This window comes from Streptomyces sp. NPDC059037, from assembly GCF_042740015.1.
Classification (GTDB): domain Bacteria; phylum Actinomycetota; class Actinomycetes; order Streptomycetales; family Streptomycetaceae; genus Streptomyces.
On the sequence record NZ_JBHYIG010000008.1, the window covers coordinates 3,947 to 29,788 of the forward strand.

The 25,842-nt window shown below is 71.3% G+C and carries 21 protein-coding genes; 5 read left to right on the plus strand and 16 right to left on the minus strand.

The window, feature by feature from the left end; translation table 11 throughout:
- The coding region (locus ACFWY6_RS03150) for an AMP-binding protein (RefSeq protein ID WP_384685824.1) at nucleotides 1-459 on the minus strand (459 nt) is incomplete at its 3' end.
- A 167-nt stretch (nucleotides 460-626) separates the two neighbouring features.
- Here ACFWY6_RS03150 and ACFWY6_RS03155 point away from each other — a divergent pair.
- Nucleotides 627-3,059 (plus strand): penicillin acylase family protein, encoded by a 2,433-nt coding sequence (locus ACFWY6_RS03155; protein ID WP_384685826.1) that lies wholly within the window; start codon nucleotides 627-629, stop codon nucleotides 3,057-3,059.
- Between the two features lie 26 nt (nucleotides 3,060-3,085).
- Here the strand turns inward: ACFWY6_RS03155 and ACFWY6_RS03160 are convergent, their stop codons facing one another.
- The 5 genes from ACFWY6_RS03160 to ACFWY6_RS03180 all read right to left on the minus strand — a co-directional run bounded on the left by ACFWY6_RS03160 (nucleotide 3,086) and on the right by ACFWY6_RS03180 (nucleotide 7,227).
- Nucleotides 3,086-3,400 carry an STAS domain-containing protein gene (locus ACFWY6_RS03160; protein WP_384685946.1) on the minus strand — a complete coding sequence of 105 codons (315 nt, stop codon included), beginning with the start codon at nucleotides 3,398-3,400 and terminating at the stop codon, nucleotides 3,086-3,088.
- 248 nt (nucleotides 3,401-3,648) lie between these two features.
- A complete protein-coding gene (locus tag ACFWY6_RS03165) occupies nucleotides 3,649-4,230 on the minus strand; it encodes an RNA polymerase sigma factor (protein ID WP_384685828.1) in 582 nt (193 codons plus the stop codon).
- Nucleotides 4,227-4,487, minus strand: a complete 261-nt coding sequence (locus tag ACFWY6_RS03170; RefSeq protein ID WP_384685830.1) for a hypothetical protein — start codon at nucleotides 4,485-4,487, stop codon at nucleotides 4,227-4,229. The genes ACFWY6_RS03165 and ACFWY6_RS03170 overlap by 4 nt, the downstream gene beginning before the upstream one ends.
- A 62-nt stretch (nucleotides 4,488-4,549) precedes the next feature.
- On the minus strand, nucleotides 4,550-6,103 hold the full coding sequence (locus tag ACFWY6_RS03175) for an acyl-CoA synthetase (protein WP_384685832.1): 1,554 nt from the start codon (nucleotides 6,101-6,103) through the stop codon (nucleotides 4,550-4,552).
- A gap of 20 nt (nucleotides 6,104-6,123) precedes the next feature.
- Nucleotides 6,124-7,227: an NAD(P)H-dependent flavin oxidoreductase gene (locus ACFWY6_RS03180; protein ID WP_384685834.1), complete on the minus strand. Its 1,104-nt coding sequence runs from the start codon at nucleotides 7,225-7,227 to the stop codon at nucleotides 6,124-6,126.
- Nucleotides 7,228-7,434: 207 nt separating this feature from the next.
- On the opposite strand from ACFWY6_RS03180, the gene ACFWY6_RS03185 reads away from it, so the two are divergent.
- Together ACFWY6_RS03185 and ACFWY6_RS03190 are read left to right on the plus strand one after the other, a co-directional pair.
- Nucleotides 7,435-9,231: a serine hydrolase gene (locus ACFWY6_RS03185; protein WP_384685836.1), complete on the plus strand. Its 1,797-nt coding sequence runs from the start codon at nucleotides 7,435-7,437 to the stop codon at nucleotides 9,229-9,231.
- A 162-nt stretch (nucleotides 9,232-9,393) separates the two neighbouring features.
- Nucleotides 9,394-10,620 carry an FAD-dependent oxidoreductase gene (locus ACFWY6_RS03190; protein ID WP_384685838.1) on the plus strand — a complete coding sequence of 409 codons (1,227 nt, stop codon included), beginning with the start codon at nucleotides 9,394-9,396 and terminating at the stop codon, nucleotides 10,618-10,620.
- Nucleotides 10,621-10,630: 10 nt separating this feature from the next.
- Here ACFWY6_RS03190 and ACFWY6_RS03195 read toward each other — a convergent pair whose 3' ends face one another.
- The 9 genes from ACFWY6_RS03195 to ACFWY6_RS03235 all read right to left on the minus strand — a co-directional run bounded on the left by ACFWY6_RS03195 (nucleotide 10,631) and on the right by ACFWY6_RS03235 (nucleotide 22,293).
- Nucleotides 10,631-11,248: a TetR/AcrR family transcriptional regulator gene (locus tag ACFWY6_RS03195; RefSeq protein ID WP_384685840.1), complete on the minus strand. Its 618-nt coding sequence runs from the start codon at nucleotides 11,246-11,248 to the stop codon at nucleotides 10,631-10,633.
- A gap of 74 nt (nucleotides 11,249-11,322) precedes the next feature.
- Nucleotides 11,323-12,873, minus strand: a complete 1,551-nt coding sequence (locus ACFWY6_RS03200) for a phytoene desaturase family protein (RefSeq protein ID WP_384685842.1) — start codon at nucleotides 12,871-12,873, stop codon at nucleotides 11,323-11,325.
- Between the two features lie 108 nt (nucleotides 12,874-12,981).
- Nucleotides 12,982-15,219 carry a tetratricopeptide repeat protein gene (locus ACFWY6_RS03205; protein WP_384685844.1) on the minus strand — a complete coding sequence of 746 codons (2,238 nt, stop codon included), beginning with the start codon at nucleotides 15,217-15,219 and terminating at the stop codon, nucleotides 12,982-12,984.
- Nucleotides 15,201-16,154: an oxygenase MpaB family protein gene (locus ACFWY6_RS03210; protein WP_384685846.1), complete on the minus strand. Its 954-nt coding sequence runs from the start codon at nucleotides 16,152-16,154 to the stop codon at nucleotides 15,201-15,203. The genes ACFWY6_RS03205 and ACFWY6_RS03210 overlap by 19 nt, the downstream gene beginning before the upstream one ends.
- 42 nt (nucleotides 16,155-16,196) lie before the next feature.
- On the minus strand, nucleotides 16,197-17,240 hold the full coding sequence (locus tag ACFWY6_RS03215) for a 2-hydroxyacid dehydrogenase (protein ID WP_384685848.1): 1,044 nt from the start codon (nucleotides 17,238-17,240) through the stop codon (nucleotides 16,197-16,199).
- Between the two features lie 49 nt (nucleotides 17,241-17,289).
- Nucleotides 17,290-17,916 (minus strand): histidine phosphatase family protein, encoded by a 627-nt coding sequence (locus ACFWY6_RS03220; RefSeq protein WP_384685850.1) that lies wholly within the window; start codon nucleotides 17,914-17,916, stop codon nucleotides 17,290-17,292.
- Nucleotides 17,913-19,460, minus strand: a complete 1,548-nt coding sequence (locus tag ACFWY6_RS03225) for an FGGY-family carbohydrate kinase (RefSeq protein ID WP_384685852.1) — start codon at nucleotides 19,458-19,460, stop codon at nucleotides 17,913-17,915. Before ACFWY6_RS03225 ends, ACFWY6_RS03220 begins: the two co-directional genes overlap by 4 nt.
- On the minus strand, nucleotides 19,414-20,976 hold the full coding sequence (locus ACFWY6_RS03230; RefSeq protein ID WP_384685854.1) for an FGGY family carbohydrate kinase: 1,563 nt from the start codon (nucleotides 20,974-20,976) through the stop codon (nucleotides 19,414-19,416). Before ACFWY6_RS03230 ends, ACFWY6_RS03225 begins: the two co-directional genes overlap by 47 nt.
- 12 nt (nucleotides 20,977-20,988) lie before the next feature.
- Nucleotides 20,989-22,293, minus strand: coding sequence for an MFS transporter (locus ACFWY6_RS03235; RefSeq protein WP_384685856.1), 1,305 nt, complete (start codon nucleotides 22,291-22,293; stop codon nucleotides 20,989-20,991).
- 254 nt (nucleotides 22,294-22,547) lie between these two features.
- On the opposite strand from ACFWY6_RS03235, the gene ACFWY6_RS03240 reads away from it, so the two are divergent.
- Nucleotides 22,548-23,333 carry a DeoR/GlpR family DNA-binding transcription regulator gene (locus ACFWY6_RS03240; protein ID WP_384685858.1) on the plus strand — a complete coding sequence of 262 codons (786 nt, stop codon included), beginning with the start codon at nucleotides 22,548-22,550 and terminating at the stop codon, nucleotides 23,331-23,333.
- Nucleotides 23,334-23,343: 10 nt separating this feature from the next.
- Here ACFWY6_RS03240 and ACFWY6_RS03245 read toward each other — a convergent pair whose 3' ends face one another.
- A complete protein-coding gene (locus ACFWY6_RS03245; protein WP_384685860.1) occupies nucleotides 23,344-24,534 on the minus strand; it encodes an acyl-CoA dehydrogenase family protein in 1,191 nt (396 codons plus the stop codon).
- 278 nt (nucleotides 24,535-24,812) lie between these two features.
- On the opposite strand from ACFWY6_RS03245, the gene ACFWY6_RS03250 reads away from it, so the two are divergent.
- Nucleotides 24,813-25,745, plus strand: a complete 933-nt coding sequence (locus tag ACFWY6_RS03250) for a hypothetical protein (RefSeq protein ID WP_384685862.1) — start codon at nucleotides 24,813-24,815, stop codon at nucleotides 25,743-25,745.
- Nucleotides 25,746-25,842: the final 97 nt, after the last annotated feature.

Genomic DNA, 25,842 nt, shown 5'->3' on the forward strand with positions numbered 1-25,842 from the left:
GCCGGCCGCCCGGGCCCCCCCCCCCCCCCCCCCGGCGCCCCCCCCCCCCCTCCCTACTGGGCTTCCGCCCCGGCCCCGCGGGGCCTGCCCGGCCACGTCGCCGGGAAGGCGCGGCGCGATGTCCGGGTCGGCGAGGACCAGGGAGCTGCCCGACTGGCCCACGATGTACGCCAGGTCGTCGCCGACGAGGTTCTGATTGACCGGCACATGGACCAGGCCCGCCCGCGAGCAGGCGAGGAAGCCGATGAGATAGGCGTCGGAGTTGTGGGCGTAGGCGCCTACGCGATCCCCGTGGCCGAGTCCCGCGTCGCGCAGCACCTGCGCCGCGCGGGATACGGCGTCGTCCAGTTCCGCGTACGTCCAGGACCGCTCGCCGTAGCGCAGCGCCACCCGCCCCGGCACGCGCCGCGCGCTCCGCCGAAGGACCCCGTCGACCGTGTTTCCGCGTACACCCGTCATGGCGTGATCCTGTGCCCCGCCCGTCACGGCGGTCAAGGCTCCGTACGGGTCGCGAACGTCAGGGCTCCGGACGGGTCGCGAACAAGGCCGGTCCGGCTACTCGATCAAGCGACATACCGGTTGGTACGCTCAACCGCCCCTTCCCGCCACACCAGTTGGGAGGCACCATGCGTACCCGCACCAGACGCCTGACGGCCCTCGGCATCACCCTGTTGACCGCCACGGCCCTCCTGCCGTCGTCCGCCGCCACCGCCGGCGCGGCCGAGGAGCGCGCCAACCGCCCGTCGGGCGGTGGCCTTTCCGCCACCGTCCGCTACACCCAGTACGGCATCCCGCACATCCTCGCCAAGGACTACGAGAACCTCGGTTTCGGCACCGGCTGGGCGCAGGCCGCCGATCAGGTGTGCACCCTCGCCGAGGGATACGTGACCGTACGCGGGGAGCGGTCACGCCACTTCGGCCCTGACGGCAAGCCCGACGGTTCGCTGTCCTCGGCGACCACGAACCTCTCCAGCGACCTGTACTTCGGCGGTGTCCGCGACACGCGCACGGTCGAGAAGCTCCTCAAGCAGCCCGCCCCGGCCGGGCCGAGCGCCGCTTCGAAGAAGCTGATGCGCGGCTTCGCGGCGGGCTACAACGCCTGGCTGAAGCAGAATCGCGTCACCGACCCGGCCTGCAAGGGCGCCAAGTGGGTCCGCCCGATCACCTCCCTCGACGTGGCCCGGCAGGGCTTCGCCGTCCAGGTACTCGGCGGCCAGGGGCGCGGCATCGACGGCATCACCGCCGCGCAGCCGCCGACCGCGAATCCCACGAAGACCACGGTTCGGTCCGCGCCCGACCCGGAGCGCACGGCGAAGGCCGCACGCGAGATGTTCTCGGCGGACGACGCCGACATGGGCTCCAACGCCGTGGCGTTCAGCGGGAAGACCACCGCGAACGGCAGGGGCCTGCTGCTCGGCAATCCGCACTACCCCTGGCAGGGCGGCCGCCGCTTCTGGCAGTCGCAGCAGACCATCCCCGGCGAGCTGAACGTCTCGGGCGGCTCGCTCCTCGGCACGAGCGTGGTCAACATCGGCTTCAACGGCGATGTGGCGTGGAGCCACACGGTGGCGACCGGCGTGACCCTCAACCTGCACCAGCTGACCCTCGATCCCGCCGACCCGACCAGCTATCTGGTGGACGGCAAGCCGGAGAAGATGACGAAGCGGACGGTCGAGGTGCCGGTCAAGGACGGCGCACCGGTGACCCGTACCCAGTGGTGGACCCGGTACGGCCCGGTCACCACGGGGCTCGGCTCTCAACTCCCGCTGCCCTGGACGGCGAAGACGGCGTACGCGCTGAACGACCCCAACGCGGTGAATCTGCGCGGCAGCGACACCGACCTCGGATTCGGCAAGGCCCGCTCCACCGACGGCATCCTGAAGTCCTTGCGCGAGACCCAGGGCCTCCCGTGGGTGAACACCGTGGCAGCGGACCGCGCGGGACACTCGCTGCTCACCCAGTCGCAGGTGCTGCCCCGCATCACCGACGACCTGGCCCAGCGCTGCTCCACCGATCTGGGCAAGGTGACGTATCCGGCATCGGGTGTGGCCGTGCTCGACGGCTCGCGCGGCGACTGCGCGCTCGGCTCGGACAAGGACGCGCTCCAGCCGGGTGTCTTCGGCCCGTCGAAGATGCCGACCATCAAGGACGCCCCGTACGCCGAGAACTCCAACGACAGCGCCTGGCTGGCCAACGCGGACCGGCCGATCACCGGCTACGAGCGGGTCTTCGGGACGATCGGCACGCAGCGCTCCCTGCGCACGCGCGGCGCGATCGAAGATGTCTCGGCGATGGCCGCGAAGGGCCGCCTGACGGTCAAGGACCTTCAGAAGCAGCAGTTCGCCAACCGCGCGCCCGCGGGCGATCTGGCGGCCGACGACGCGGCCCGCGCCTGCGCGGCTCTGCCCGGAGGCACAGCAACGGGCGGTGACGGCAAGGCAGTCGACGTACGCAAGGCCTGCGACGCCCTCAAAGCCTGGGACCGCACCATGAACACGGACAGCAGGGGCGCGCTGCTCTTCGACCGGTTCTGGCGCAAGCTGACGGCCGCCGTGCCGAACGCCCAGCTGTGGAAGGTGCCGTTCTCGGCCGCCGACCCGGTGCGCACCCCGAACACCCTCAACACGGCCGCGCCGGGCTTCGCGACCGCGCTCGCCGACGCGGTGACCGAGCTGAACGAGGCGGGGATCGCGGTCGACGCGCCGCTGGGGCAGCACCAGTTCGTCGTACGCGGCGGGCAGCGCATCCCGATCCACGGCGGCACGGAATCCATCGGCGTATGGAACAAGGTGGAGCCGGTCTGGAACGCGGAGTCCGGCGGCTACACCGAGGTCGCGCATGGATCGAGCCACATCCAGGCGGTGGGCTGGAACAAGACCCGCTGCCCCGAGGCCCGCACGCTCCTCACCTACGCGCAGTCATCGAACCCCCGATCGCCGTACTTCAGCGATCAGACGCGGCTGTACGCGGATGAGCGCTGGGTGACGTCGCGGTTCTGCGAGAAGGACATCCTGAGCGACCCGAAGCTGAAGGTGGTGAAGGTGCGCGAGCGCCGCTGAGACCTCGCGGCCCGGCTCTGTCGTGCTCAGCGGTAGCGGCCGGCCGCGTCTTCGCACAGGCCGAGCGCGGGATGAGGTGACCCGTCGCCTTCGGTGGCGGAACTCTCCATCTCCAGAATGCGGTTGAGGCGGGTCATCACGAGGACCCGCTCCAGGTGCCGAGGTACGTCCTGAAGGATCAGGCGGCGCCCGAGACGCCCCGCCCGACGATGGGCTCCCATGATCACGCCGAGTCCGGTGGCGTCGCAGAAGGTGAGGCCGCTCAGGTTCAGGACCAGGTCTCCGGTGCCGTCGTTCAGCGCCGAGTGCAGGACCTCACGGACATGTGTGGCTGACTCCATATCGAGATCTCCGGTGAGCGCCAGCACGTCTGCTCCGCCGGTGTGCGGCGGCGACTGCGGCTTCCGGGCCGAGGGCGGGGCCTCCTGCTGCATCCAGTCCATCAGGTCCTTGACCCCGTCGGCGGCGCTCGGCGTCGGCAGGTGTGCGTCGACCGCGCGATCGAGCTGCCGCAGGAGGTCGTCGGCGTCCACCGGTCTGCCGGCCCAGGGAGGAGTGCCGGGCCCGTCCCGCCGTTCCTGACCGTTGCTCATCCTGCCGCCTCCTCTCCCAGGTCGTCGTCCCTCCAGGACGACGGGAAGACCACTTCGTCCCCCAGCTCCACCGCAAGGGTGCTCCGCGCGTTGCGCACATGGACTCGCACGGTGCTCTGGGCGATGGTCAGGTGTTGGCTGATCTCACGGTTGGTCCAGTCACCCTGCCACTTGAGGAGGGCAACTCTTCGCTGCGCGGTGGGCATGCCGTCGATGACCTTCCAGCACTTCTGCAGCAGCAGATTGGACACCGCCGTACGCGGGGTGTCCATGTCGGCCACCGGGTCCTCGTACCCGAGACGGCCCCCGAGACGGCGCCGTCCGGCCGCGGTGCCCCACTGGTCGAATACTTTGTTCTTCACCACTCGGTACAGCCAGCGTTTCCGGCCGCAGGGACCATAGCCCCGCAGCGCGTCCCACTGCAGGGCAGCGGCCTGGAACGTCTCCTGGACCAGGTCGTGTGCCATGTGGCGTTCGTCCCCCAGGATCCTGGTGGCGAACCCGACCAGGTCGTCCCGGTGCCGCAGGTAGAGGTCCACGACCTCCGCCCAGTTCTCCGGTGGAACGCGGGGCGTCACGAGTCCCTCTCCGTATGCCCGCTGCCGACCTGGATCACCATCAGCGGCCCCCCTGCCCCGCGCTCCTGCGCCACCACTGTGCCGGGCGGCGCCTGCGTCGTGATGGCCAGCAGCGTCTTGCGGCGTGACCTCTCGGCAAGGATCCGGGCCGCCACGGCGATGAGCAAGACACCGCAGGCCGACCCGGGCACCACGTGCAGGCCGAGGCCGAGCCACTCAACTACCCATCCGCGCATCGGGAATGTGAAGACGTCCATGCCCGTACATCTCCGGCCACGGCAGAAGCGTTTAGCGGGGCGTGCCGAGTCGCCAAAGCCGCCTAGAGCGCCCGCTCCCTCCCCTCCCAGTACGGCTCCCGCAGTCGTCGCTTGTACAGCTTGCCGTTCGGGTCGCGTGGCATCGCTTCGATGAAGTCGACGCTCTTCGGGCGCTTGTAGCCCGCCAGTTGGCGTTCGCAGTGGGCGAGGATCTCGGTCGCCAGTGTGTCGCCCGCCGTGTGGCCCTCTGCCACTTCCACGACCGCCTTCACCTGCTCGCCCCACTCGTCGTGGGGGATGCCGAACGCGGCTGCGTCCGCGACGGCGGGGTGGGTGAGCAGTGCGGACTCGATCTCGGCGGGGTAGATGTTGACGCCGCCCGAGATGATCATGTCGATCTTGCGGTCGCGGAGGTAGAGATAGCCGTCCTCGTCGAGCAAGCCGAGATCGCCGACCGTGAAGAAGTCGCCGATGCGGTTCTTCTTCGTCTTCGACTCGTCCTTGTGGTACGCGAAACCGCCGGTGCTCATCTTCATGTAGACGGTGCCGAGTTCACCGGGCGGCAGCCGGTTGCCGTCGTCGTCGAAGACGGCCAGTTCGCTGATCGGCCAGGCCTTGCCGACCGTGCCGGGCCGCTTCAGCCAGTCCTGGGCGGTGGCGAAGGCGCCGCCGCCCTCGCTGGCCGCGTAGTACTCCTCGACGCACTCGCCCCACCACTCGATCATCGCCCGCTTCACATGGTCGGGGCAGGGCGCGGCGCCATGGATGGCGTGCCGCATCGACGACACGTCGTACGCCGCCTTCGTGGCGTCCGGCAGCGCCAGGAGCCGGTGGAACTGGGTCGGCACCATGTGGGTGTGCGTGCACTTGTGCGTGTCGATGAGGCGGAGCATCTCCTCGGGCGTCCACTTGTCCATGAGGACCAGCGGGTGGCCGATGTGCAGGGCGGCGCCCGCGAATTGGAGGACCGCCGTGTGGTAGAGCGGCGAGCAGACCAGGTGCACATTGCCGTCGAAGGGCTTCACGCCGAAGATGCCCAGGAAGCCGCCGAGGTACGACTCTTCGGGGAGCTTCCCGGACAGCGGGCGGCGGATGCCGCGCGGGCGTCCCGTCGTACCGGATGTGTAGTTCATGACCCAGCCGAGCGTACGGCCGTCCGGTGCCGACTCCGGCTGTCCGGCGAGGAGTTCGGCGTACGGGCGGAAGCCGGGCACCTCGCCCACCGCGTAGCGATGGCTGGTCGGCAGCTTCGCCTCGTCGGCGGCCGCGGTCGCCGCCTGCGCGAACCGCTCGTGGGCGATGAGCACCTGCGCGCCCGAGTCGGCGACGATCCAGGCGATCTCGGGGCCGACGAGATGGTGGTTGACGGGGACGAGATAGAGGCCGGCCTGGGAGGCCGCCAGATACGCGGTGAGGAACTCGACTCCGTTGGGAAGGACCACGGCGAACGCGTCACCGCGCTCGAGTCCCGCGGCGCGCAGTCCGTGGACGAGCTGGTTGACCGCCGCGTGCAGACGGCGGGCGGTCCACTCCGCTCCGTCGGGTGCGATCAGCATGACGCGGTCCGGGTCCGCCGCGGCCTGCGCCCAGAAGCCGTTGGGGGGCGTGCTGGTCATGGGGCCTCTCCTCCGTCTGGTCAGTCGCGTCCGGCGATGCGGTTCACGCGGTCGATGGCCTGCTCGAAGCCGCGGGTCAGATCGTCGAAGACGGCCTGGACGCTGCGTTCGCTGTTCATCCGGCCGACGATCTGCCCGACGGGTGTGCCGAGCAGCGGCCGCACCTCGTACTTCTGAATGCGCGAGACCGCCTCGGCGACAAGGAGACCCTGCAGCGGCATGGGCAAGGTGCCGGGTCCCTCCGGGTCGTCCCAGGCGTCCGTCCAGTCGGTGCGCAACTGGCGGGCGGGCTTGCCGGTCAGCGCCCGGGAGCGGACCGTGTCGCCCGAACCGGCCGCGAGGAGCTTCTCGGTGAGCGCCCGCGAGTGCAGGTCGGCCTCGGTCGTGGTGAGCCAGAGGGAGCCGAGCCACACCCCTTGTGCGCCGAGCGCGAACGCGGCGGCGATCTGCTCCCCGCTGCCGATGCCGCCCGCCGCGAGCACCGGCAGCGGCGCCACGGCATCGACGGCCTCCGGGGTGAGCACCATCGAGGCGATCTCGCCGGTGTGGCCGCCCGCCTCGTAGCCCTGCGCGACGACGATGTCGATGCCCGCGTCCGCGTGCTTGCGCGCGTGCCGGGCGCTGCCGGCGAGCGCCGCGACGAGTACGTCGTGGTCGTGGGCGCGCTGGATCACGTCGGCGGGCGGTGAGCCGAGCGCGTTGGCGAGCAGCTTGATCGGATAGTCGAAGGCGACGTCTAGCTGGTTGCGGGCGACCTGCTCCATCCAGCCGGTGATGCGCCAGCCGGACGCCTCGCCTTCCGCGAGTTCGGGTACGCCGTATTTGCCGAGGGTGTCCTTGACGAACTGCCGGTGGCCTTCGGGGATCATGGCCTCCACGTCGGCTTCCGTCACCCCGTCGACCTTCTTCGCGGGCATCACCACGTCGAGGCCGTAGGGCCGGTCGCCGACGTGCTCCTGCATCCAGTCGAGGTCGCGGGCCAGTTCGTCGGGTGCCGTGTAGCGGACCGCGCCGAGCACACCGAATCCGCCCGCCCTGCTGATGGCGGCCGCCACCGCCGGGAAGGGCGTGAAGCCGAAGATGGCGTGCTCGACTCCCAGTTTTCTGCTCAGCTCTGTCTGCATGGGCGCAGGATGCCGCAGCGGTGCGGACGACGGAAGAGATTTTCTGATGCGGTGTCAGATTCTTGCTCTGCGCCCATGGTTGACAGGGCTCGACCCTGACATGAAAGTTTCAGCAGTCCCTGGTGATCTCGAAAGATAGTTTCAGTTCAGGAGCTCGGCAGCAGTACAGGAGCTCAGTTCTAGCGCGATTCAGGAGGGGGCACGGACATGGCCGAGGACGGCGGATCGGCGGACAGAGCGGGTGGCGGGCTGAGCCGGCGCCAACTGGGCACGAGGGCCCTGGCCTTGGGCGGTGCCCTCGCCCTGGTGCCGTTCCCGGCGGGGCCCGCGGCGGCCGTCACCGGTAGCGGGCATCCGACGCTGCGCCCCGGCACCCCCGAGCGGGCCGGGCTGCTCGCCGGACATCTGCGGCAACTGGTCGTCGACGCCGAGCGGTTCCTCGACCCCTCCCCCAAGCACCCGTGGTACGCGGGCGCCGTCCTGCTCGCGGGCCGCGGCGGCACCGTCGCCCTGCACCAGCCCATCGGCAAGGCGGTGCGCTACTCGGCGTACGACGAGAAGACCGACACCGGCGTCGAGTTCCCCGCCGACCGGCAGATCGCCATGGCGAAGGACACGGTCTTCGATCTCGCCTCCGTCTCCAAGCTGTTCACCTCGCTGCTCGCGGTGCAGCAGATCGAACGGGGCCGTCTTGAACTGGAGGCGAAGGTCGCCTCGTACCTCCCCGACTTCGGGGGCGCGGGCAAGCAGGACATCACCGTCCGCCAACTGCTGACGCACACCTCTGGGTTCCGCGCCTGGATCCCCCTCTACAAGGAGCCCACCCGCGAGGGACAGCTGCGCCTCATCTGGAACGAGGCTCCGCTGAACCCGCCGGGCACCAAGTACCTCTACTCGGACCTGAATCTGATCTCGCTGCAGCTGGTCCTGGAAGAGATCACGGGTCGTCAGCTGGATGCACTGCTCCACGACGAGATCACTGCTCCGCTCGGGATGCACCGCACTCGCTACAACCCGCCCGCCTCCTGGCAGCCGAAGATCGCCGCCACCGAGGACGCCCGACTGCCCTGGTCGGGCCTCGACCGCGGGCTCGTCTGGGGCGAGGTGCACGACGAGAACGCCTTCGGGTTCGGCGGCGTCGCCGGACACGCGGGCGTCTTCTCCTGCGCCTGGGACCTCGCGGTCCTCGGCCGTACGCTGCTCAACGGCGGGGCCTACGGCCGCTCCCGCATCCTCACCGCCGAGTCCGTGAAGCTGATGTTCACCGACTTCAACACCGCCTTCCCCGGCGACGAGCACGGCCTCGGCTTCGAGCTCTACCAGCACTGGTACATGGGCGCGATGGCAACCCCGCGCACCGCGGGCCACACCGGCTTCACGGGCACCTCGCTCGTCCTCGACCCGACGACCGACTCCTTCCTTGTCGTACTCGGCAACTCCGTTCACCCGGTACGCAGTTGGCGCTCGGGCTCGGCCCCCAGAGTGGCCGCCGCGAACCGCATGGCACGCGCCGTCCCGGTACGCCCCGCGCGCGGCCGCACCGCCTGGTTCTCTGGCATGGCGAACGCGACATCGGCCACGCTCGCCCTGCCGCCGCTCACGCTCACCACCGACCGGGCGCGGCTGCGCTGCGCGCTGTGGTGGGACACCGAGCCCGGCTCCGACCTGCTGCGGCTTGAGGCGTCGCGCGACGACGGCAGCACCTGGCAGGCGGTGCCCTTCACCACCGCGCGCGAGGGCGCGGACCCGCTCCCGCACCCCGACGGCACGACCACCGGCTGGTCCGGCCGCGTCTGGCACCGCCTGACCGCGGACCTCGCCGCCTGGCAGGGCGAGCAGGTGCGGCTGCGCTGGCGGTACACGACGGACCAGCTGTACGTGGGGCGCGGCGCGTACGCCGACGGGCTGCGGGTCGAGGACGGCGACCGTACGGCCTTCGACGAGGCACGGCCCGCCGACGCCGCGCGCATCGAGGCGGTGGGCTGGGCCGCATCGGCCGACTGAGAAACCGACCGAGAAACCGACCGAGAAACCGGCTGAGCAAGCGGCTGAGCAAGCGACTGAGCAACAGCCCCAACTCCCGGACGCGACGCGACTTCTGACCGATCGGTCAGACATCTGACCGATCGGTTAGAGTGGCCGCACGCGACGAGGGAGGGCGCAAGCATGGAACGCACGACGTGCTGTGTGGTGGGCGGCGGGCCGGCCGGAATGATGCTCGGATTGCTGCTCGCAAGAGCCGGTGTCGAGGTCACCGTCCTGGAGAAGCACGGGGACTTCCTGCGTGACTTCCGGGGGGACACCGTCCACCCGTCGACGCTCCGGCTGCTCGACGAGCTCGGCCTCGGCGAACGGTTCGCCCGGCTGCCCGCCCGCAAGCTGCGGGAGATGCGGATGCGCATCGACGGGACCACCGTCGTCGCGGGCGATCTGCGGCACATCCCCGGCCGGCACAAGTACATCGCGATGGTCCCGCAGTGGGACTTCCTCGATCTGCTCGCGGGCGCCGCGGCGCAGGAGCCGTCGTTCACGCTGCGCATGCGGACCGAGGTCACCGGCCTGCGCACCGACGAGGACGGCCGGGTGACCGGCGTCCACTTCACCGACCCGGACGGGACGCCCGGCGAGCTCGCGGCCGATCTCACGGTCGCCTGCGACGGGCGGCACTCCCTGGTGCGCGAGGCGGCGGGACTGCGGCCCGACTTCTTCGACGTACCCATCGACGTGTGGCAGGTCCGGGTGCCCGCGCCGCGCGACGACAGCAAGAGCGGCCGGGTGTTCATGAGCATCCGTGACGGCCAGGTGGCGGCCACGATGGACCGCGGCGACTACTACCAGACCTCCTACCTCATCAAGAAGGGCACGGACGGCGAGCTGCGCGCCCACGACATCGGGTGGTTCCGCGAGCGGCTCGGCGGACTGCTCGGCTGGGACCGGGCGGCGATGGAGGCCATCCGTTCCTGGGACGACGTCAAGCTCCTCGAAGTCACCATGGGGCGGCTGCCGCGCTGGTACCGGGACGGGCTGGTGTGCATCGGCGACGCGGCGCACATCATGTCGCCGGTCGGCGGCGTCGGGGTCAACCTCGCGGTGCAGGACGCCGTCGCGGCCGCCCGGCTCCTCGCCGGGCCGCTGCGGCGCGGCGAGGTCGGCGTACGCGACTTGGAGCGGGTACAGAAGCGGCGCAGGCTGCCGATGGCGGTGACGCAGAAACAGCAGCTGGGCGAGCACGAGATGCTGCTCAAGCCCGCCCTGGACGGCACGCTCAGGGGTGATCGCCTTCCGGTGCCGCTGCGGATGCTGCGGAGGGTTCCCGCGCTGCGCACCGTGACGGGATATCTGGGCGGTGTGGGCGTACGTCCCGAGCACGCGCCGGAGTTCGCCCGGCGGTAGGGCCCGGCGCTCAGCCGCGTCGCTCGATCGCGTACAGCGTGAACGTCTCCAGCTCGTCCGCCGCCGCGTCCAGGTCGAGTTCGGGGTGGGCGAGCCAGTGCGCGACCACGCCGTCGATCGAACCACCGATGGCGAGGGCCACGGTGGCGGGGTCGAACTCCCTGAACCGTCCGGCCCGTTGCCCTGCGCTGAGGAGGTCGGCCAGGGCGTTCCAGCGGCCCGCCGTGTCGTGGCCGCCCGGCGTCTTGAGCCGGGTGCCGCCCTCGTCGTCGAGGAGCATCTCGGTGATCACGCGCACATGGCGGCGGTTCGCCTGCTGGTAACCGATCATCGCGCGTACGTAGGCGACGACGGCCGCGCGCGGGTCCGGCTCGGCGGCCACGCGCTCATTGACGTACGCAGTGAACTCCGCGAGGACATGCTCCAGCGCCGCCCGGGTGAGGTTGTCCTTGGACGAGAAGTGGTAGAGGACGGCGGCCTTGGACAGGCCCGCCCGCTCCGCGATGGCCGCGAGGGACGTCGCCGGATGGCCCTTGGTGGAGATCAGGTCGATCGTGCACTCGATGAGCTGGCGGCGGCGGGCCTGCTCGGTGAAGGTCGGCGCACCCTCCGCGCGGCGAGCGGCCATCGTGACGCCACCCCCTCTCCTGCCTCGCACCCCTGACGACAACGACACATGACCGTACACCAGTCCACCAGCGGCTATTCGCCCATCGCGGCCATGGCTGCGTTGTGCCCGGGGACACCGCTGACCCCGCCGCCGCGCACCGCGCCCGCGCCGCACAGCAGGACGTTCGCGTGCCGCGTCTCCACGCCCCAGCGGCCGGTGCCGTCCTGGGCGTAGGGGAAGGCGAGGTCCCGGTGGAAGATGTTGCCGCCGGGAAGGCGCAGATCCCGTTCCAGGTCGAGCGGGGTCTTCGCCTCGATGCACGGGCGCCCTTCGGCGTCGGTGGCCAGACAGTCGGCGATCGGCTCGGCCAGGTGGGCGTCCAGCTGGGCCAGGGTCGACTTCAGCAGCTCGTCCCGCACCGCGTCGTTGTCCTGACCGAACAGCCGGGCGGGGGTGTGCAGCCCGAACAGGGTCAGGGTCTGGCAGCCGCGCTCCACGAGGTCGGGGGCGAGGATGCTGGGGTCCGTCAGGGAGTGGCAGTAGATCTCCGACGGCGGCGCGGCGGGCAGCTCACCGGACGCCGCCTGGGCGTACGCGGTCGCCAACTCCCCATAGCCCTCCGCGATGTGGAAGGTCCCGGCGAAGGCCTCGTGCGGATCGACCGAGGTGTCGCGCAGCCGCGGCAGCCTTTCGAGGAGCATGTTGACCTTGAGCTGGGCACCTTCGGCCGGGGCGGGCGGTGTGTCGCCGAGCAGGGCGGCGAGTTCCTGCGGCGATGCGTTGACCAGGACGTGGCGGGCGGCGACGGTGGCTTCGCGGTCGGCCGTCCGATAGGTCACCTCGGCGGTCGTGCCGTCCGTGGCGATGCGGGTGGCCTCGTGGTCGGTGGCGAGCTCGGCGCCCGCCGCGCGGGCCGCCGCGGCGAGGGCGCCGGTGAGGGCGCCCATGCCGCCGACGGGCACGTTCCAGTCGCCGGTGCCGCCGCCGATGACGTGGTAGAGGAAGCAGCGGTTCTGCCGCAGGGACGGGTCGTGGGCGTCGGCGAAGGTCCCGATGAGGGCGTCGGTGAGGACGACACCGCGGACGAGGTCGTCGGCGAAGCGCTCCTCGACGGCGACACCGATCGGCTCCTCGAAGAGAACCCGCCAGGCCTCCTCGTCCCCGACCTGCTCGCGCAGCGCCTCGCGGGTGGGCAGCGGTTCGGTGAGCGTGGGGAAGACCCGCTGGGCCACCCGCCCCGTCATCCCGTAGAACTCCCGCCACGCCTCGTACTCCCGCGGCCCTCCGGTGAGCCGCGCGAAGGCCTCCTTCGTCCGCGCCTCGCCGCCGCCGACGAGCAGCCCCGTCGGTACGCCGTCGCGCTCGGTCGGGGTGTACGAGGAGACGGTGCGGGTGCGCACCCGGAAGTCCAGGTCGAGCTCCCGGACGATCTTCCGCGGCAGCAGGCTGACCAGATACGAGTAGCGGGAGAGCCGCGCGTCCACACCGGCGAAGGGCCTGCTGGACACGGCGGCACCGCCGGTCGTGGCGAGCCGCTCCAGGAGCAGGACGGTGCGTCCGGCGCGGGCGAGATAGGCGGCGGCGACGAGTCCGTTGTGACCACCGCCGACGATGACGGCGTCGTATCGATCGCGAGGAGGCATAGCTCTTGTTAGCACGTGAACGCCTCCGGAGGGCCCCGAAGGGGCGCGGGGAACTGCGCGCTCAGCCAAAGAGCGCCCGCAGACGACGCACGTGACGCGCCCCAGAAGTCAATGCCCCCCGGAAGCCCGCTGCTGGCGCAACGCAGCAACCCGCCGGTACAACTCAACCGCCTCCGTCCCACGACCCAACTGCTCCAGGCAATGCGCCTCATCATTGCGGCTGGCCAGCGCATCGGGATGGTCGGCGCCCAGCACCTGCTCACGCGCGGCAGCGACCCTGCGGTACTCGGTCAGCGCGTCGGCCCAGCGGCCGAGCCAGCCCAGGCCCACGGCGACCTCGCGGCGGCTGACCAGCGTGTCCGGGTGGTCACCGCCGAGGATCCGCTCGCGGATCGCGCAGACGTCGCGCGCCTCGGCCAGGGCCTCCTCCCAGCGGCCCTGGCGGCCCAGGTTCACGCCGAGGCCGTGCCGGGCACGCAGGGTCTCCGGGTCGGAGGGGCCGTTCACCCGGGTGCGGTCGTCGATCAGGTCGCGGTACAGCTCAAGGGCCTCCCCGCTGCGACCGAGGCGGCCGAGGCTGATCCCCACCTCGTAGCGGGCGGCGAGCGTGTCGGGGTGGTCGGCGCCCAGAGCCCGCACCCGCGCGTCGGCGACCTCGCGGTACGTCTGGAGCGCCTCGGGCCAGCGGCCCAACTGGCCGAGCGCGTAAGCGACTTCGTAGCGGGTGACGAGCGTGTCGGGGTGCGTTTCGCCGAGGACGCGCGCGCGGGCCGTCGCTACCTGCCGGGCAAGGCGGTAGGAGTCCTCCAGGCGGCCGAGTCTGCTGAGGTTGTACGCCAGGTTGTGCCGGCAGCGCAGGGTGTCGGGATGGTCGGGGCCCGCGGTCCGCTCCCGTACGGCAAGCACGGATGTGTACAGCTGGTGTGCCTCGAAGTGCCGCCCCAACTGCCCCATCACGTACGCCATTTCCTGCCGGGCGGCGAGCGTGTCCGGGTGGTCGGGGCCGAGGGTGCGCTCCCTGCCCTGCGCGACGCGTCCGTACTCGCGCAGGGCGTCGGCGGCCCGCCCGGTGCGGCTGAGCGTGAAGCCGACTTCGTAGCGGCTTGCGAGCGTGTCGGGGTGGTCGGGGCCCAGGGCGTGCTCCCGCTCGGCCGCCACCGCGCGGTGCACCTCGCCGGCCTCGGCCCAGCGGCCGAGCCGCCCCAGGCTCAGGCCCGCGTTGTGCCTGCTGGTGAGGGTGGCCACCAACTCCGGGGGCGGCGTGGGCCGTTCGGGCCGGTGGGGCGCGGCGGCCCGACGCGCGTCGGCTCGCGGGATCCACTCGCCGGTCAGTCCTGCCGCCGCGTCGGGCGGCGTGGTGCGCAGCTCGGAGGTGCCGTTCGCCTTGTGGCCCGTCGTCATGCCGCGCGTCCAGGACGGCAGCCGCGGCTCGCGCGACGGCGGCTGCTCGGGCCGGTGCACGGGCGGGGTGACGACCGTCGGTACGTACGTGGGGACGGTGCGGCCCGCGGTGATGCGGCGGCCGAGCTCCCGCGCGTCCCGCGGCCGTCCGTCGGGCTCCTTGGCGAGCAGGTCGAGGACGATCTTGTCGAAGTATTCGGGCAGTTCGTCGCGGTGCCTGCGCGGCGGCTCGGGCTGGGTGTCGCGGTGTCCGACGAGGACCGCCCAGGCGTCCTCCAGGTCGAACGGCGGGGCGCCGGTGGCGATCTCGTACAGCACGCATCCGAAGGAGTAGAGGTCGCTGCGCTGGTCGACCTGGGCGCCGCTGATCTGCTCGGGCGACATGTAGTGCGGGGTGCCCATCGCGATGCCCGTGCCGGTCAGGCGGGAGGTGAAGCCGATGTCGGCGCCGAGCCTGGCGATCCCGAAGTCGCAGATCTTCACCGTGCCGTCGCTTAGCCGCATGATGTTCGCGGGTTTCAGGTCGCGGTGCACGATGCCTTGGTCATGGGTGTACGCGAGTGCGGCAGCGACCTGGTCGGCGATCTCCACGACGTCCGCGACGGGCAGCGGATGCTGTTTGTTGTCCTCCAGGAGCTGGCTGAGGTTGCGCCCCTCCAGGAGTTCCATGACCAGATACAGGACGCCGTCGTGCTCCCCGAAGTCATGGACGACGGTGACGCCTCTGTGCTGCAGCGCCGCCGCGACGCGGGCCTCGCGCCGGAACCTCTCGCGCAGCACCCGGGTGAAGGACTGGTCGTGCTGGGGCCCGAGGGGCTTGAGGCACTTGACGGCGACTCTGCGCCCCAAGGACTCGTCGCGCGCCTGCCACACCTCGCCCATGCCGCCGCGCCCGATGAGATCGAGCAGCCGGTACCGGCCCTGGATCAGCCTGGTGTCCGCCATCTCGTGCCGTCGCCCCCGTTGCCTCGCTGCGCCCTCCCCGGCCCGTCCAGTATGGCTGCCCGGCTGTCGAGTTTGTACGGGGCAGGGCGGCTGCCGGGCCCGAGCCGGGCCATGGCGCGCAGAATGTGCTTCGGCGGAAGTTGCCAGCGCACACGCGCGGGGACGGTGCGCAGGATGGTGCCGGTGGTGACAAGACGCCGGGTCACCGTCGCGGGCGGCGGGGCCGTTCTGCCGTACAGCTCGTGGGCGTACGGAGGCAGCGAGGCGTACGCCAGGTTCGCGACGCGACGCCACAGCAGGGCGCGCGCCGGGACCAACAGCGGGTGGGTCGGCGGTCGTTGGAGGAAGTCGTCGACGTCGCGCGCCTCGGGTCCCGCGGCGAGCTCGGGCCTGACGCGCTCGAAGTACGCGGCGAGTTCGGCGGTCGTCGCGGGGACGTCGGCGGGGTCGAGTCCGACGAGCCGCGCGCTCTCGCGGTGCTCGGCGACATAGCGGTCGGCCAGCTCGTCGGTCAGCCGGAACCCCGACCTGCGTGCGACGTGCAGATAGGAGTCGATCTCCGCGCAGTGCACCCAGAGCAGCAGCTCGGGCTCGTCGACGCGGTACCGCTCCCCCGTGTCCGGGTCGGTGACCTTGAGCATCGTGTGGATCTTGCGGACCCGCGCGCCCGCGTGCTCGGCCGCCTCGGTGGTGCCGTACGTGATGGTGCCGACGAAGTTCGCGGTACGCATGAGGCGGCCCCAGGCGTCCTTGCGGAAATCGGAGTTCTGCATGACGCCGCGGACGGCGCGCGGATGCAGGGCCTGCAGATACAGGGCGCGCACCCCGGCGACCCACATCATCGGGTCGCCGTGCATCTGCCAGGTCACCGATGCGGGCCCGAAGAGCCCCGGGTCCCCCGCGCCCCGTTCCGGCGATGAGGATGCCTCGCGCATACAACCACCTCCTCTCCGCAGGCTACGCCGCCGAGGTCGGCATCAACCCGCCTTGAACACCTCCGGGTTGGCGCAGTGCACCAACGGCTCGCCCCGCAGGTGGCGGCCGACCTCCGCGGCCACGATGTGCGCGGCCTTGTGCGCGACCTGCCGGCTGCCGCCCGCGATGTGCGGGGTGAGGACGACACCGGGGGCGGTGAGGAGCCGGGAGTCGGCGGGCAGCGGCTCCTCGGGGAAGACGTCGAAGCCCGCTCCGGAGAGGTGACCCGAGTCCAGCGCGTCGCAGACGGCGTCGTAGTCGAGCAACGCGCCGCGGGCGCAGTTGACCAGGACCGACCCGCGGGGCATCGCGGCGATCTGCGCGCGGCCGATCATGCCCTTGGTCTCGTCGGTGACGCGGGCGTGCAGGGAGACCATGCGCGAGCGGCGGAGCAGCTCGTCCAGGGAGACCTGTTCCGCGACACCGGCCAGCGCGTCGGGCCGTACGTAGGGGTCGTGCACCAGGACCTCGGCGCCCATGGCACGCAGGACCTTGGCGACCCGGCTGCCGATGGCGCCGTAGCCGATCAGGCCGACGGTGGCGCCTTCGATCTCGATGCCGCAGTTGTCGTAGTCGTAGTAGTCGCCGCGCCAGGTGCCCTTGCGCAGGTCGGTGTGGGTGTCGCCGACGCCGCGGGCCGCGGCGAGCAGCAGGGTGAGGGTGTGTTCCGCGGTGGCGGTGGCGTTGCGGCCGGGGGCGTAGCAGACCGCCACGCCATGCCGGGTCGCGGCGTCGAGGTTGGCGTTGACCGGGCCGCCGCGGCTGGTGCAGAACAGCTTCAGGTCAGGGCAGTTGGCGAGGATGCGCTCGGTGAGCGGGCCGTGCTCGGTGACGCAGATCTGTACGCCCTGGAGCGCCTCGATCATCTCGTCCTCGCTGCCGGACGCCTCGATGACCTCGGCGACCGGGCCGAACGGGGTGTGCGGCCAGGGGAATTGGAGCTCGCGGACGTCCAGCGGCAGATCCCCGGCGGCGTCCCGCACGGCCTGGGTGAACAGGCTCGGGCGGATGAAGTGGTTGCCTGCGGCGAGGACGGTGGTGCTCATGGGCGGGTGTCTCCTGAAGGGCGGTGCGGGTGGGTGGCCGGTCCGTGAATCACCGGAAGTCGGGGGTCTGGTCCGTCGCGGGGGCGTTGAGACGCAGCAGTGCGGTCTGCCCGTCCTCGACGCGGATCTCCGTGAGCGCGCCGTTGAGCAATTGGGGGAAGACCCGGCGGTAGTGGGAGAGCGGGATGCCGAGGAGATGGCAGAGCAGGACCCGGACCAGTGTGGAGTGGGCGACGAGCAGGACCCTGCCGTGCGGCTGTTCGCGGGCGATGTCGGCCAGGCACTCGGCGGCACGTGCGGCGGCCTTGCGCGGGTCCTCGCCGCCGGGCAGATGGTTGCCGACCGGGTCGTCGAGGAAGGCCGCCAGCTGCTCCGGGAAGCGCTGTCGCATCTCTTCCCTGGTCAGACCGTCGCCTTGGCCGAAGTCGAGTTCGTAGAGACGCTCGTCCACGCGCGGGGGGAGGCCGCAGGCCTCGGCGGCGGGGGCCGCGGTGAGCCGGGCGCGGGAGAGCGGGGAGCTCCAGACGGCCGTGAGCCCTGCGGTGACGGCCCACTCGGCGAGCGCGGCGGCCTGCTCGCGTCCGTGCGGGGTGAGGGGCACATCGGTGCGTCCCGCGTAGCGGTTCTCCGCGTGCCAGACGGTTTCGCCATGGCGTACGAGGATGAAGTCGGTCACTGCGCTGCCCTCCTGCGGGCGTGGTCGGCCACGGCCTGGTCGAGCCAGCCACGGCGGGTGAGTTCGTCGATGAAGCGGAGGTAGACGGGGAGGTAGCGGGCGGTGCGGTCCGGCGATGGGCGGATCTCCGCGCCGATCCTGACCATGGCGGCGGCCGCCTCCTGGAGGCCGGCTCCGGAGGATGTGGCGGCGAGCACCGCCATGCCGATGGCGCCCTCGGCCTGTTCCGGCAGGCGTACGGGACGTCCGAGGACTTCGGCGCGCAGGCGGCACCAGTAGCGGTTGCGGGCGCCGCCGCCGGTGAGGGTGAGCGGTCCGTCGACGGGCGCGCCGCGGTGGTCGAGGTAGTCGAGGCAGAGCCGTTCCAGGCAAGCCACGCCGAGCAGATAGGCGTGGAACTCGGCCGCGCGGGTGGGGACTTGCCCGAGGATGAAGGGTTCGGCTCCGGGGGCGCGGAAGGGGAAGCGCTCACCGCCGGTGGAGACCAGGGGATAGGCGACCGCGTCCGGGTCGAGCGCGGCGGCCTGCTCGGTGAGCCGCTCCAGGTCCGCACCGGGGAAGTGCTGGGAGAGGACACCGGCGCCGCTGCTGGACGCGCCGCCCGGAAGCCAGCTCTCGCCCGGTCCGCGGTGGCAGTACACAACGCCCGCCGGGTCGCGGATCAGGTGCGGGCTGCTGCCCTTGAGGACGAGGGTGGTGCCGAGGACCGAGTTCCAGGAGCCGGGCTCCAGGGCTCCGGCGCCGATCTGGGCGGCGCAGCCGTCGGTCATTCCGGCGACGAGTGCGGTGCCCTCGGGGATGCCGGTGGCTGCCGCCGCCTCGGCGCACACGGTTCCCAGGATGCTGCCGGGGCGTACGACGTCGGGCAACAGGCCGTCGGGGACGCCCAGTTCGGCCATGACCTTGTGCGGCCAGCCCTCCTCGACCAGGTGGTAGCCGGTCTTGAGGGCATGGCTGGCGTCGGAGGCGACCTGCTGTCCGGCGAGACGCCAGGTGATCAGGTCGACCTGGTGAAGGAGCCGGACACCCGCGCCGGACGCCGCGGCGTCATGGTCCAGGAGCCAGCGCAGCTTCGGCAGCGCCCAGGACGGCTGCATGCTGCGGTAGCCGAGCTCCCGCCAGACCGCTCCGCCGGCCTCGTTGACGGTCGCCGCCTGGTCGGCGGCGCGCCCGTCGTCGTACATCAGGCCGGGGGTGAGCGGGCTGCCCGTGGTGTCGGCGAGCAGGATCGTCCCGGAGGTGCCGTCGATCGCGAGCCCGCGGATCCGTCGGGCGTCGAGTCCGCCCAGGGCTTCGCGGCAGGCGGCGGACAGTGCAGTCCACCACTGCTCGGGGTCCTGCTCGTGGCGTACGCCGTCGCGGTGGCCGGCCAGCGGCCGGGAGGCGGCGGCGAGGAGCCGGCCGGTGCCGTCGACGGCCACACAGCGGGCACTCTGGGTGCCGAGGTCGAGGCCCAGCCAGATGCCGTCGAGGGGCGCGTGGCCGGCGGAAGGGGCGTCAGGCACGGAGGCCTCCTGGGGTGGTGGGGATGCTGTCGCCGTCATGCGGGGTTCCGCCCGGCCCTGTGGCACCGCTCCCCCGCCATACCGCACCGCCCCGCCAGCCGGCCTCGCGAGCGATCGTCCGCCGGCCGATGAAGTCTTCGTACAGGGCGGCGTAGAACTGCGCACGTTCCGGGTCGGGTTCCCAACTGCTCTGCATCCGGACGTACTTGGCGGCGGCGGTATGCATGCTGCTCTCGGCGCCGGTGCGGACGAGGCCGGTGAGGAAGGCGCCCTTGGCGCCCAGTTCGGTGTCGCCGGAGCGGGCGGTCGGCACACCCGTCGCGTCGGCGATCAGCGCGCACCACGCGTCGCTGTTGGCGCCGCCGCCGCACAGCCGCAGCTCGCTCACGTCCGTACGGGCCGCGGCCAGCGAGTCGCGCAGGACCAGCGAGAGCCCGTCGAACACGGCGCGGGCCAGGTCGGCGCGCGAGTGCTCCAGGGACAGGCCCCAGAAGGAGCCGCGGGCCCGCGGGTCGAGGAACGGCGCGCGTTCACCGGCCGGGGAGAGGTAGGGCAGGAACAGCAGTCCGCGGGCGCCGGGTTCCGATGCGAAGGCGAGCCGCGCCAGTTCCGGCGGTCCGGCAAGACCCAGCATCTGCGCCGCCCAGCCGAGCACCTCGGCGCCGTTGAGGGTCGGGAAGGCGCGCAGCACCCGCTCGCGGCCGCGGTAGGCGATGTTGATGCCGGACGGTTCGCCGCTGGTGTCCACGTCCGTACGGACGATCTCCGTGCACAGGGTGGTGCCGAGGATGCTGCACGCCTGGCCGGGGTTGACCACGCCGACGCCGCGGGCGGTGGCGGCGATGTCGTACGGGGACATCACGACCGGCAGCCCGGCGGGCAGCCCCAGTTGGCCTGCCGCATCGCCGGTGATCTCGGCGATCCGCTCCGACTCCCCGAGGACGGTCGGCAGGAGGCGGTGGTACGCGCCCAGGCCGAACAGGTCGAGGATCCGCGGGTCGTACTGGCCGGTGGCGTGGTCGAGGAACGGGGCGGACGCGTCGGATTCATCGCAGGCGCTGACACCGGTGAGGCGCAGGAAGAGCCAGCCTGCGGCGGTGAGCGAGGTGCTTGAGCGCGCGAGGCGGTCCGGGTCGTGGGCGGCGAGCCAGCTGAAGAGGGCGTTGGGCATGCCGGCGCAGGTCAGCGAGCCGTTGCGGCGGAAGGCCGCTTCGAGGACACCCTCGCGCTGCCAGGCGGTGAGCTGGTCCCCGGCCCGGCCGTCGGACCACAGGATGGCGGGTCCGGTGGGGCGGCCGTGCTCGTCGACGAGCCAGGCGCCGTCGCCCTGGGCGGTGAAGGACACCAGCCAGACGGGGTCGGCGAGACCTGACAGCACACCGCGGACGGTGTGGACGACGGCGTTCCAGACGGCGTCCATGTCCTGTTCCGCCCAGCCGGGGTGGGGCCGAAGCACTTCGGTGGCGAGCCGGGAGACGGCGATCTCCTTGCCCTGGTCGTCGAAGACGACCGACTTGATCATCGTGGTGCCGACGTCAATGGTCAGTACGGACATCAGTGGGACCTTTCACGCCGGGGTCGATGCGGCGGCGGGCTCGGCGCCCGGCGAGGCACCGGCCGCCTTCGCCGCACCCGTCTCGTCCGGCAGCTTCAGGAAGTGTGCGAGCACGGTGCTCACCGCATGCATCCCCGCGAATATCCAGACCACCCCTGTGACACCGAGCGGCCCGACGAAGAGCGTGACGATCGCGGGGCCGACGAAGGTGCTGGCTCCCGCGCCCAGGTTGAGCGCGGCGAGCGCCTGCCCCTTGTGCCGCGGCTCCAGCGAGGGCACAAGCGCCGAAAGCGGTACATATCCGGCCAGCGTAGCCCCGTAGAAGGCGGCGGCCAGCAGCGCCGTCGGGAAGTTGTCACCCGCCGCGTTCGGGACGTAGAAGAGCAGCAGTGTGCTGACGGTGCAGCCGGCTCCGCCGAACCAGGCGATGGTCCGGCGCCAGCCGAACCGGTCGCCGACCACGCCGAAGAGCAGGTTGGCGAAGATGTTGGTCGCGAACATCGCGCTGAGCAGATGCAGCCACTCGGTGAGGCTGAAGCCGACCGTCTTCGTGAAGTGGATCGGCATGATCACGAAGAAGCCGAACTGCGAGGCCGTGTTGATGACCCGGGTGAGCGATCCCGCGCCGACCCGGGGATTGCGCCACAGGACCGTGACGCTGCCGAGGAGCGTGGCGAGCGGCCCCTCGCCCTCGCCGCGCGGCTGCTTCCCGCCCCGGTCGTCACGGACGAGCAGCAGGGCGATGAGACCGCCCGCGGCCACCAGCGCCAGCGCGGACCACAGGGTGGCGTACGCGCCGATCTGCGGGATGAGTCCGCTGGCGACCAGCGAGCCGAGGGTGGGCAGACCGCCGGTGAAGGCGAACCAGAACCAGCCCATGGCCGTGCCGAGCCGGGCGCGCGGCGCCACCGCGGCGATCCAGACCAGGAATCCGTAGGCGAACAGCGGGTAGCCCAGGCCCCGCAGGCCGTACCCGAGCATCATCAGCGGATAGCTCGTCATGGGGATGGCCAGGACGAGGAAGAGGAGCTGGAAGACGCCCCAGATGCCCAGACCGGTCCACATGACGCGGCGCGGGCCCCACAGGTCGGACAGCACTCCGGAGAGCCAGGCGGCGATGGCGGCGGCGGCGCCGTAGACGGTGAACAGGAGCGCGACCCGGGGCTGCGAGATGCCCTCGTCGATCAGGTACGGCGAGAGATAGCCGGACTCGACGCCGTCTCCGATCATGAAGAGGAGCAGCCCGAAGTAGCCCCAGGCGAGGGTCGGTGGAATGCCCAGGCGTGTGATCAGCGAACGCGGAGGAGGGGTCGGCATCGACTCTTCCCCTTTCTGCGGCGGGGGCAGGAGGGAGGGACGAGCTGATGGAACAGCTGGCCGGAAACGCGAGTCAATGGCGGCCGGAATCTTCCCATCAGGGCGGCGACCTGCCGTGTTGTGTCGCACCGGAGCCGCTCGCGGACGCCGCTCTCCTTGGGAGAGTTACGTTAAATCCGTGCGAACATAACGCGGCGATTTCACACACATGCCCGCGCAGCACGCGGGGCAGGGCCACCGGAGGGAGCACCGCGATGGACCGGGTCGAGGCTCAGGAGGAGCGGCGACGGCGGATGCGCGAGGCCGTCGTCGGCCGCGGCTTCGTGCGCACCGCGGACCTCGCCGAGGAGTTCGGCGTCAGTCTGATGACCGCGCACCGCGATCTGGACGCCCTTCAGTCACAGGGCTGGCTGCGCAAGGTGCGGGGAGGTGCGACCGGGCTGCCTTCGGCGCAGTTCCACGGCAGCGTCGCGGAGCGGATGGCCACCATGGCGCAGACCAAGCAGTTGCTCGCGCGGGCCGCCGCGACACTGCTCGTGCCGGGCCAGACGGTACTGCTCGACGACAGCACGACCTGCCTGCTCCTTGCGCACCAGGCCACCGAGCACACCCCGCTGACCGTGATCACCAACTCGCTGCCCGCCGTCACCACGCTCGCGAAGGAACCCGGCATCTCGCTGATCACGCTGGGCGGCGCGTACTTCCCGGCGTACGACGCGTTCATGGGCCTGCACACCGCGGACGCGGTCCGCGCCTTTCGCGCCGACGTCCTGTTCATGTCCACGACGGCCGTCACCAACGGCCGCTGCTATCACACCTCGCCGGAAACGGTGCAGGTCAAGCGGGCGATGATGGAGTGCGCCGCGCGTCGGGTGCTGGTCGCGGACCACACCAAGTTCTGCAAGGACGGGCTGTACGCCCTCGCACCACTGACCGACTTCGATCTGCTGGTCGTGGACGACGGCCTGGCGGCGGATCAGGTGCGCGCGATCCGCGCGGCCGGCACCGAGGTGATGGTGGTGCCGGGCCGCGATCAGTGAAGCGTCGGCGTCAGCGACGCACCCGCGGCATGCCGAGCCCGATCCAGGAGATGATCTCCCGCTGGATCTCGTTGTTGCCGCCGCCGAAGGTGAAGATGACGGCGCTGCGGTAGCCGCGCTCCAGTTCGCCGTGGAGCACCGCGCCCGCGGAGCCCTCCTTCAGGGCGCCGGCCGCGCCGACGATCTCCATGAGCCAGGCGTACGCGTCGCGGCGGGCCTCGGAGCCGTACACCTTGACGGCGGAGGCGTCCTGGGGGGTGAGGGTGCCTTCCTGGACGGCGTTCACCATCTGCCAGTTGAGGAGTTTCATCGCGTCCAGCTTGGTGTGGGTCCTGGCCAGGCGCCGGCGGACCCAGCCCAGGTCGATGACGCGGCGGCCGTCGGCGAGCTTGGTGTCGGCGGCCCAGCGCTGCACGTCGTGGAAGGCGCGGATGGCCATGGTGCCGTGGGCGGCGAGGGTGACGCGTTCGTGGTTGAGCTGGTTGGTGATGAGCCGCCAGCCCTTGTTCTCGTCGCCGACGCGGCGCGAGACGGGGACGCGGATGTTCTCGTAGTAGCTGGCCGTGGTGTCGTGCGAGGCAAGGGTGTTGATGATGGTGCAGGAGTAGCCGGGGTCGGACGTCGGTACGAGGAGCATGGTGATGCCCTTGTGCGGCGGGGCGTCCGGGTCGGTGCGGACGGCGAGCCAGACCCAGTCGGCGGTGTCGCCGTTGGTGGTCCAGATCTTCTGGCCGTTCACCGTGTAGTGGCCGGTGGCCTCGTCGCCCTCCCTGACCGCCTTGGTCTTCAGGGCTGCCAGGTCGGTGCCCGCGTCGGGCTCGCTGTAGCCGATCGCGAAGTCCAGTTCCCCGGAGAGGATCCTCGGCAGGAAGTACGTCTTCTGCTCCTCCGTGCCGAACTGCATGATCGTCGGCCCGACGGTGTTCAGGGCCATCAGCGGCAGCGGGACCCCGGCCTGGGCGGCCTCGTCGAAGAAGATGAACTGCTCCATGGGCGTGAGCCCGCGGCCGCCGTACTCCTTGGGCCAGCCGACGCCGAGCCAGCCGTCGGTGCCGAGACGGCGGACGGTCTCCCGGTAGAACCGCTTCTGCGTCGCGGGATCGGCGTACCTGGCGTAGGCGTTGTCGGGCACAAGCTCGGCGAAGTAGGCGCGCAGTTCGGTGCGCAACTGCCGCTGTTCAGGCGTGTATTCGAGGTGCACGGCCCCTCCTGCGTTCGCTTGCTCCCGGTGGCCTCGGACGGCCTCGGGCTGACGGCGCACACAGTAGAACTCGTTTCAGAAATAGGGAATGGCAGCGGTACAGGACGGTGGCGCGTGGGGCGCGTGGTGTTCCTCGAATGGATCCCAGTCTGGACATTGTCTCGGTTTGGTCTCGGTCGGAAAATCGATGAGTGAGAAGAAGTCAGGCGCCCGTACTCACGCTACGAACGCGCCGAACAGCGCGGAGCAACCAAGGCAACGACTCGAGGAGAACTCCGATGCTCAGCAAGAACACCGCCTTCTTCGCCTCCTTCGCCGCGGCAGGAGTCCTGCTGCTCTCCGCCTGTGGCGGCGGCGATGACGGATCGGACGCCGCGAAGGCCCCGGACGCGAAGTCCTCCAACTCCGCACCCGCGGCCGACGGCTCCATGGATCTCGCGCTCAAGTCCGGTACGGCCGCGCAGAACGACGCGCCCAAGAAGACCGGTGACTGGGCGAACCCGCCCGGCAAGCCCGCGACGAAGCCGGTGCAGCGCAAATGGGTCCAGCTGTCGGCGGCCAAGGCGGGCGCGCTCGACCCGGTCGTCGTCAACGGCTCCGGCTTCACCCTCTACCGCTTCGACAAGGACACCGCGTCGCCCTCCAGGTCCACCTGCAACGGCGCCTGCGCGACCACCTGGCCGCCGGTCCTCGTCGGTCCCGGGAGCAAGATCTTCGTCGACGGCGTACGGCCGTCGGACGTCGGTGTGGTCAAGCGTGGCGACGGCGCCCGTCAGGTCACCCTCGGCGGCTGGCCGGTGTACCGCTTCAGCAAGGACCTCAAGCCCGGCGACACCAACGGGCAGGGCGTGGGCGGCACTTGGTTCGGCGTCCAGCCAGGCGGCCAGAAGTCCGGCGTGCCCGCCGATGCCGCGCCCGCCGAGACGCCGGACGCCGCGCAGGCGGCGCCCGCGAGCAGCGCGATCCTCTTCGACGACGCCGACTTCTCGGACAACGGGCCCGCGCAGGGCGTCGCCGGTGCGGGCTGCCAGAACGTGGCACGCCCCGAGGTGACGTCGTCCATCTCGGTGAGCGGTTCGATGAAGCTCTGGACCGGCGCCGGCTGCAAGGGCACGTCCAAGGTGATCAACGGCGACGTGGCCGATCTGTCTTCCATCGGCTTCGACAACAAGATCCGCTCGGTGGCCTTCGGTCAGACCTCGCAGCAGTGACGTAAGAACCCCCCCCCCCCCCCCACCCAACTCTCAGCGGGGGGGGCGGCTGAGGGGGACAGAGCACACCCCAAAGAGAGGGGGTGGGGTTTTTGAC

Excerpts from the sequence above, each read along its gene's own strand:
- ACFWY6_RS03155 (WP_384685826.1), top strand. The coding sequence starts at position 627 with ATGCGTACCCGCACCAGACGCCTGACGGCCCTCGGCATCACCCTGTTG.
- ACFWY6_RS03160 (WP_384685946.1), bottom strand. The coding sequence starts at position 3,400 with ATGGAGTCAGCCACACATGTCCGTGAGGTCCTGCACTCGGCGCTGAAC.
- ACFWY6_RS03170 (WP_384685830.1), bottom strand. The coding sequence starts at position 4,487 with ATGGACGTCTTCACATTCCCGATGCGCGGATGGGTAGTTGAGTGGCTC.
- ACFWY6_RS03175 (WP_384685832.1), bottom strand. The coding sequence starts at position 6,103 with ATGACCAGCACGCCCCCCAACGGCTTCTGGGCGCAGGCCGCGGCGGAC.
- ACFWY6_RS03180 (WP_384685834.1), bottom strand. The coding sequence starts at position 7,227 with ATGCAGACAGAGCTGAGCAGAAAACTGGGAGTCGAGCACGCCATCTTC.
- ACFWY6_RS03185 (WP_384685836.1), top strand. The coding sequence starts at position 7,435 with ATGGCCGAGGACGGCGGATCGGCGGACAGAGCGGGTGGCGGGCTGAGC.
- ACFWY6_RS03190 (WP_384685838.1), top strand. The coding sequence starts at position 9,394 with ATGGAACGCACGACGTGCTGTGTGGTGGGCGGCGGGCCGGCCGGAATG.
- ACFWY6_RS03195 (WP_384685840.1), bottom strand. The coding sequence starts at position 11,248 with ATGGCCGCTCGCCGCGCGGAGGGTGCGCCGACCTTCACCGAGCAGGCC.
- ACFWY6_RS03200 (WP_384685842.1), bottom strand. The coding sequence starts at position 12,873 with ATGCCTCCTCGCGATCGATACGACGCCGTCATCGTCGGCGGTGGTCAC.
- ACFWY6_RS03205 (WP_384685844.1), bottom strand. The coding sequence starts at position 15,219 with ATGGCGGACACCAGGCTGATCCAGGGCCGGTACCGGCTGCTCGATCTC.
- ACFWY6_RS03210 (WP_384685846.1), bottom strand. The coding sequence starts at position 16,154 with ATGCGCGAGGCATCCTCATCGCCGGAACGGGGCGCGGGGGACCCGGGG.
- ACFWY6_RS03215 (WP_384685848.1), bottom strand. The coding sequence starts at position 17,240 with ATGAGCACCACCGTCCTCGCCGCAGGCAACCACTTCATCCGCCCGAGC.
- ACFWY6_RS03225 (WP_384685852.1), bottom strand. The coding sequence starts at position 19,460 with ATGACGGCGACAGCATCCCCACCACCCCAGGAGGCCTCCGTGCCTGAC.
- ACFWY6_RS03230 (WP_384685854.1), bottom strand. The coding sequence starts at position 20,976 with ATGTCCGTACTGACCATTGACGTCGGCACCACGATGATCAAGTCGGTC.
- ACFWY6_RS03235 (WP_384685856.1), bottom strand. The coding sequence starts at position 22,293 with ATGCCGACCCCTCCTCCGCGTTCGCTGATCACACGCCTGGGCATTCCA.
- ACFWY6_RS03240 (WP_384685858.1), top strand. The coding sequence starts at position 22,548 with ATGGACCGGGTCGAGGCTCAGGAGGAGCGGCGACGGCGGATGCGCGAG.
- ACFWY6_RS03250 (WP_384685862.1), top strand. The coding sequence starts at position 24,813 with ATGCTCAGCAAGAACACCGCCTTCTTCGCCTCCTTCGCCGCGGCAGGA.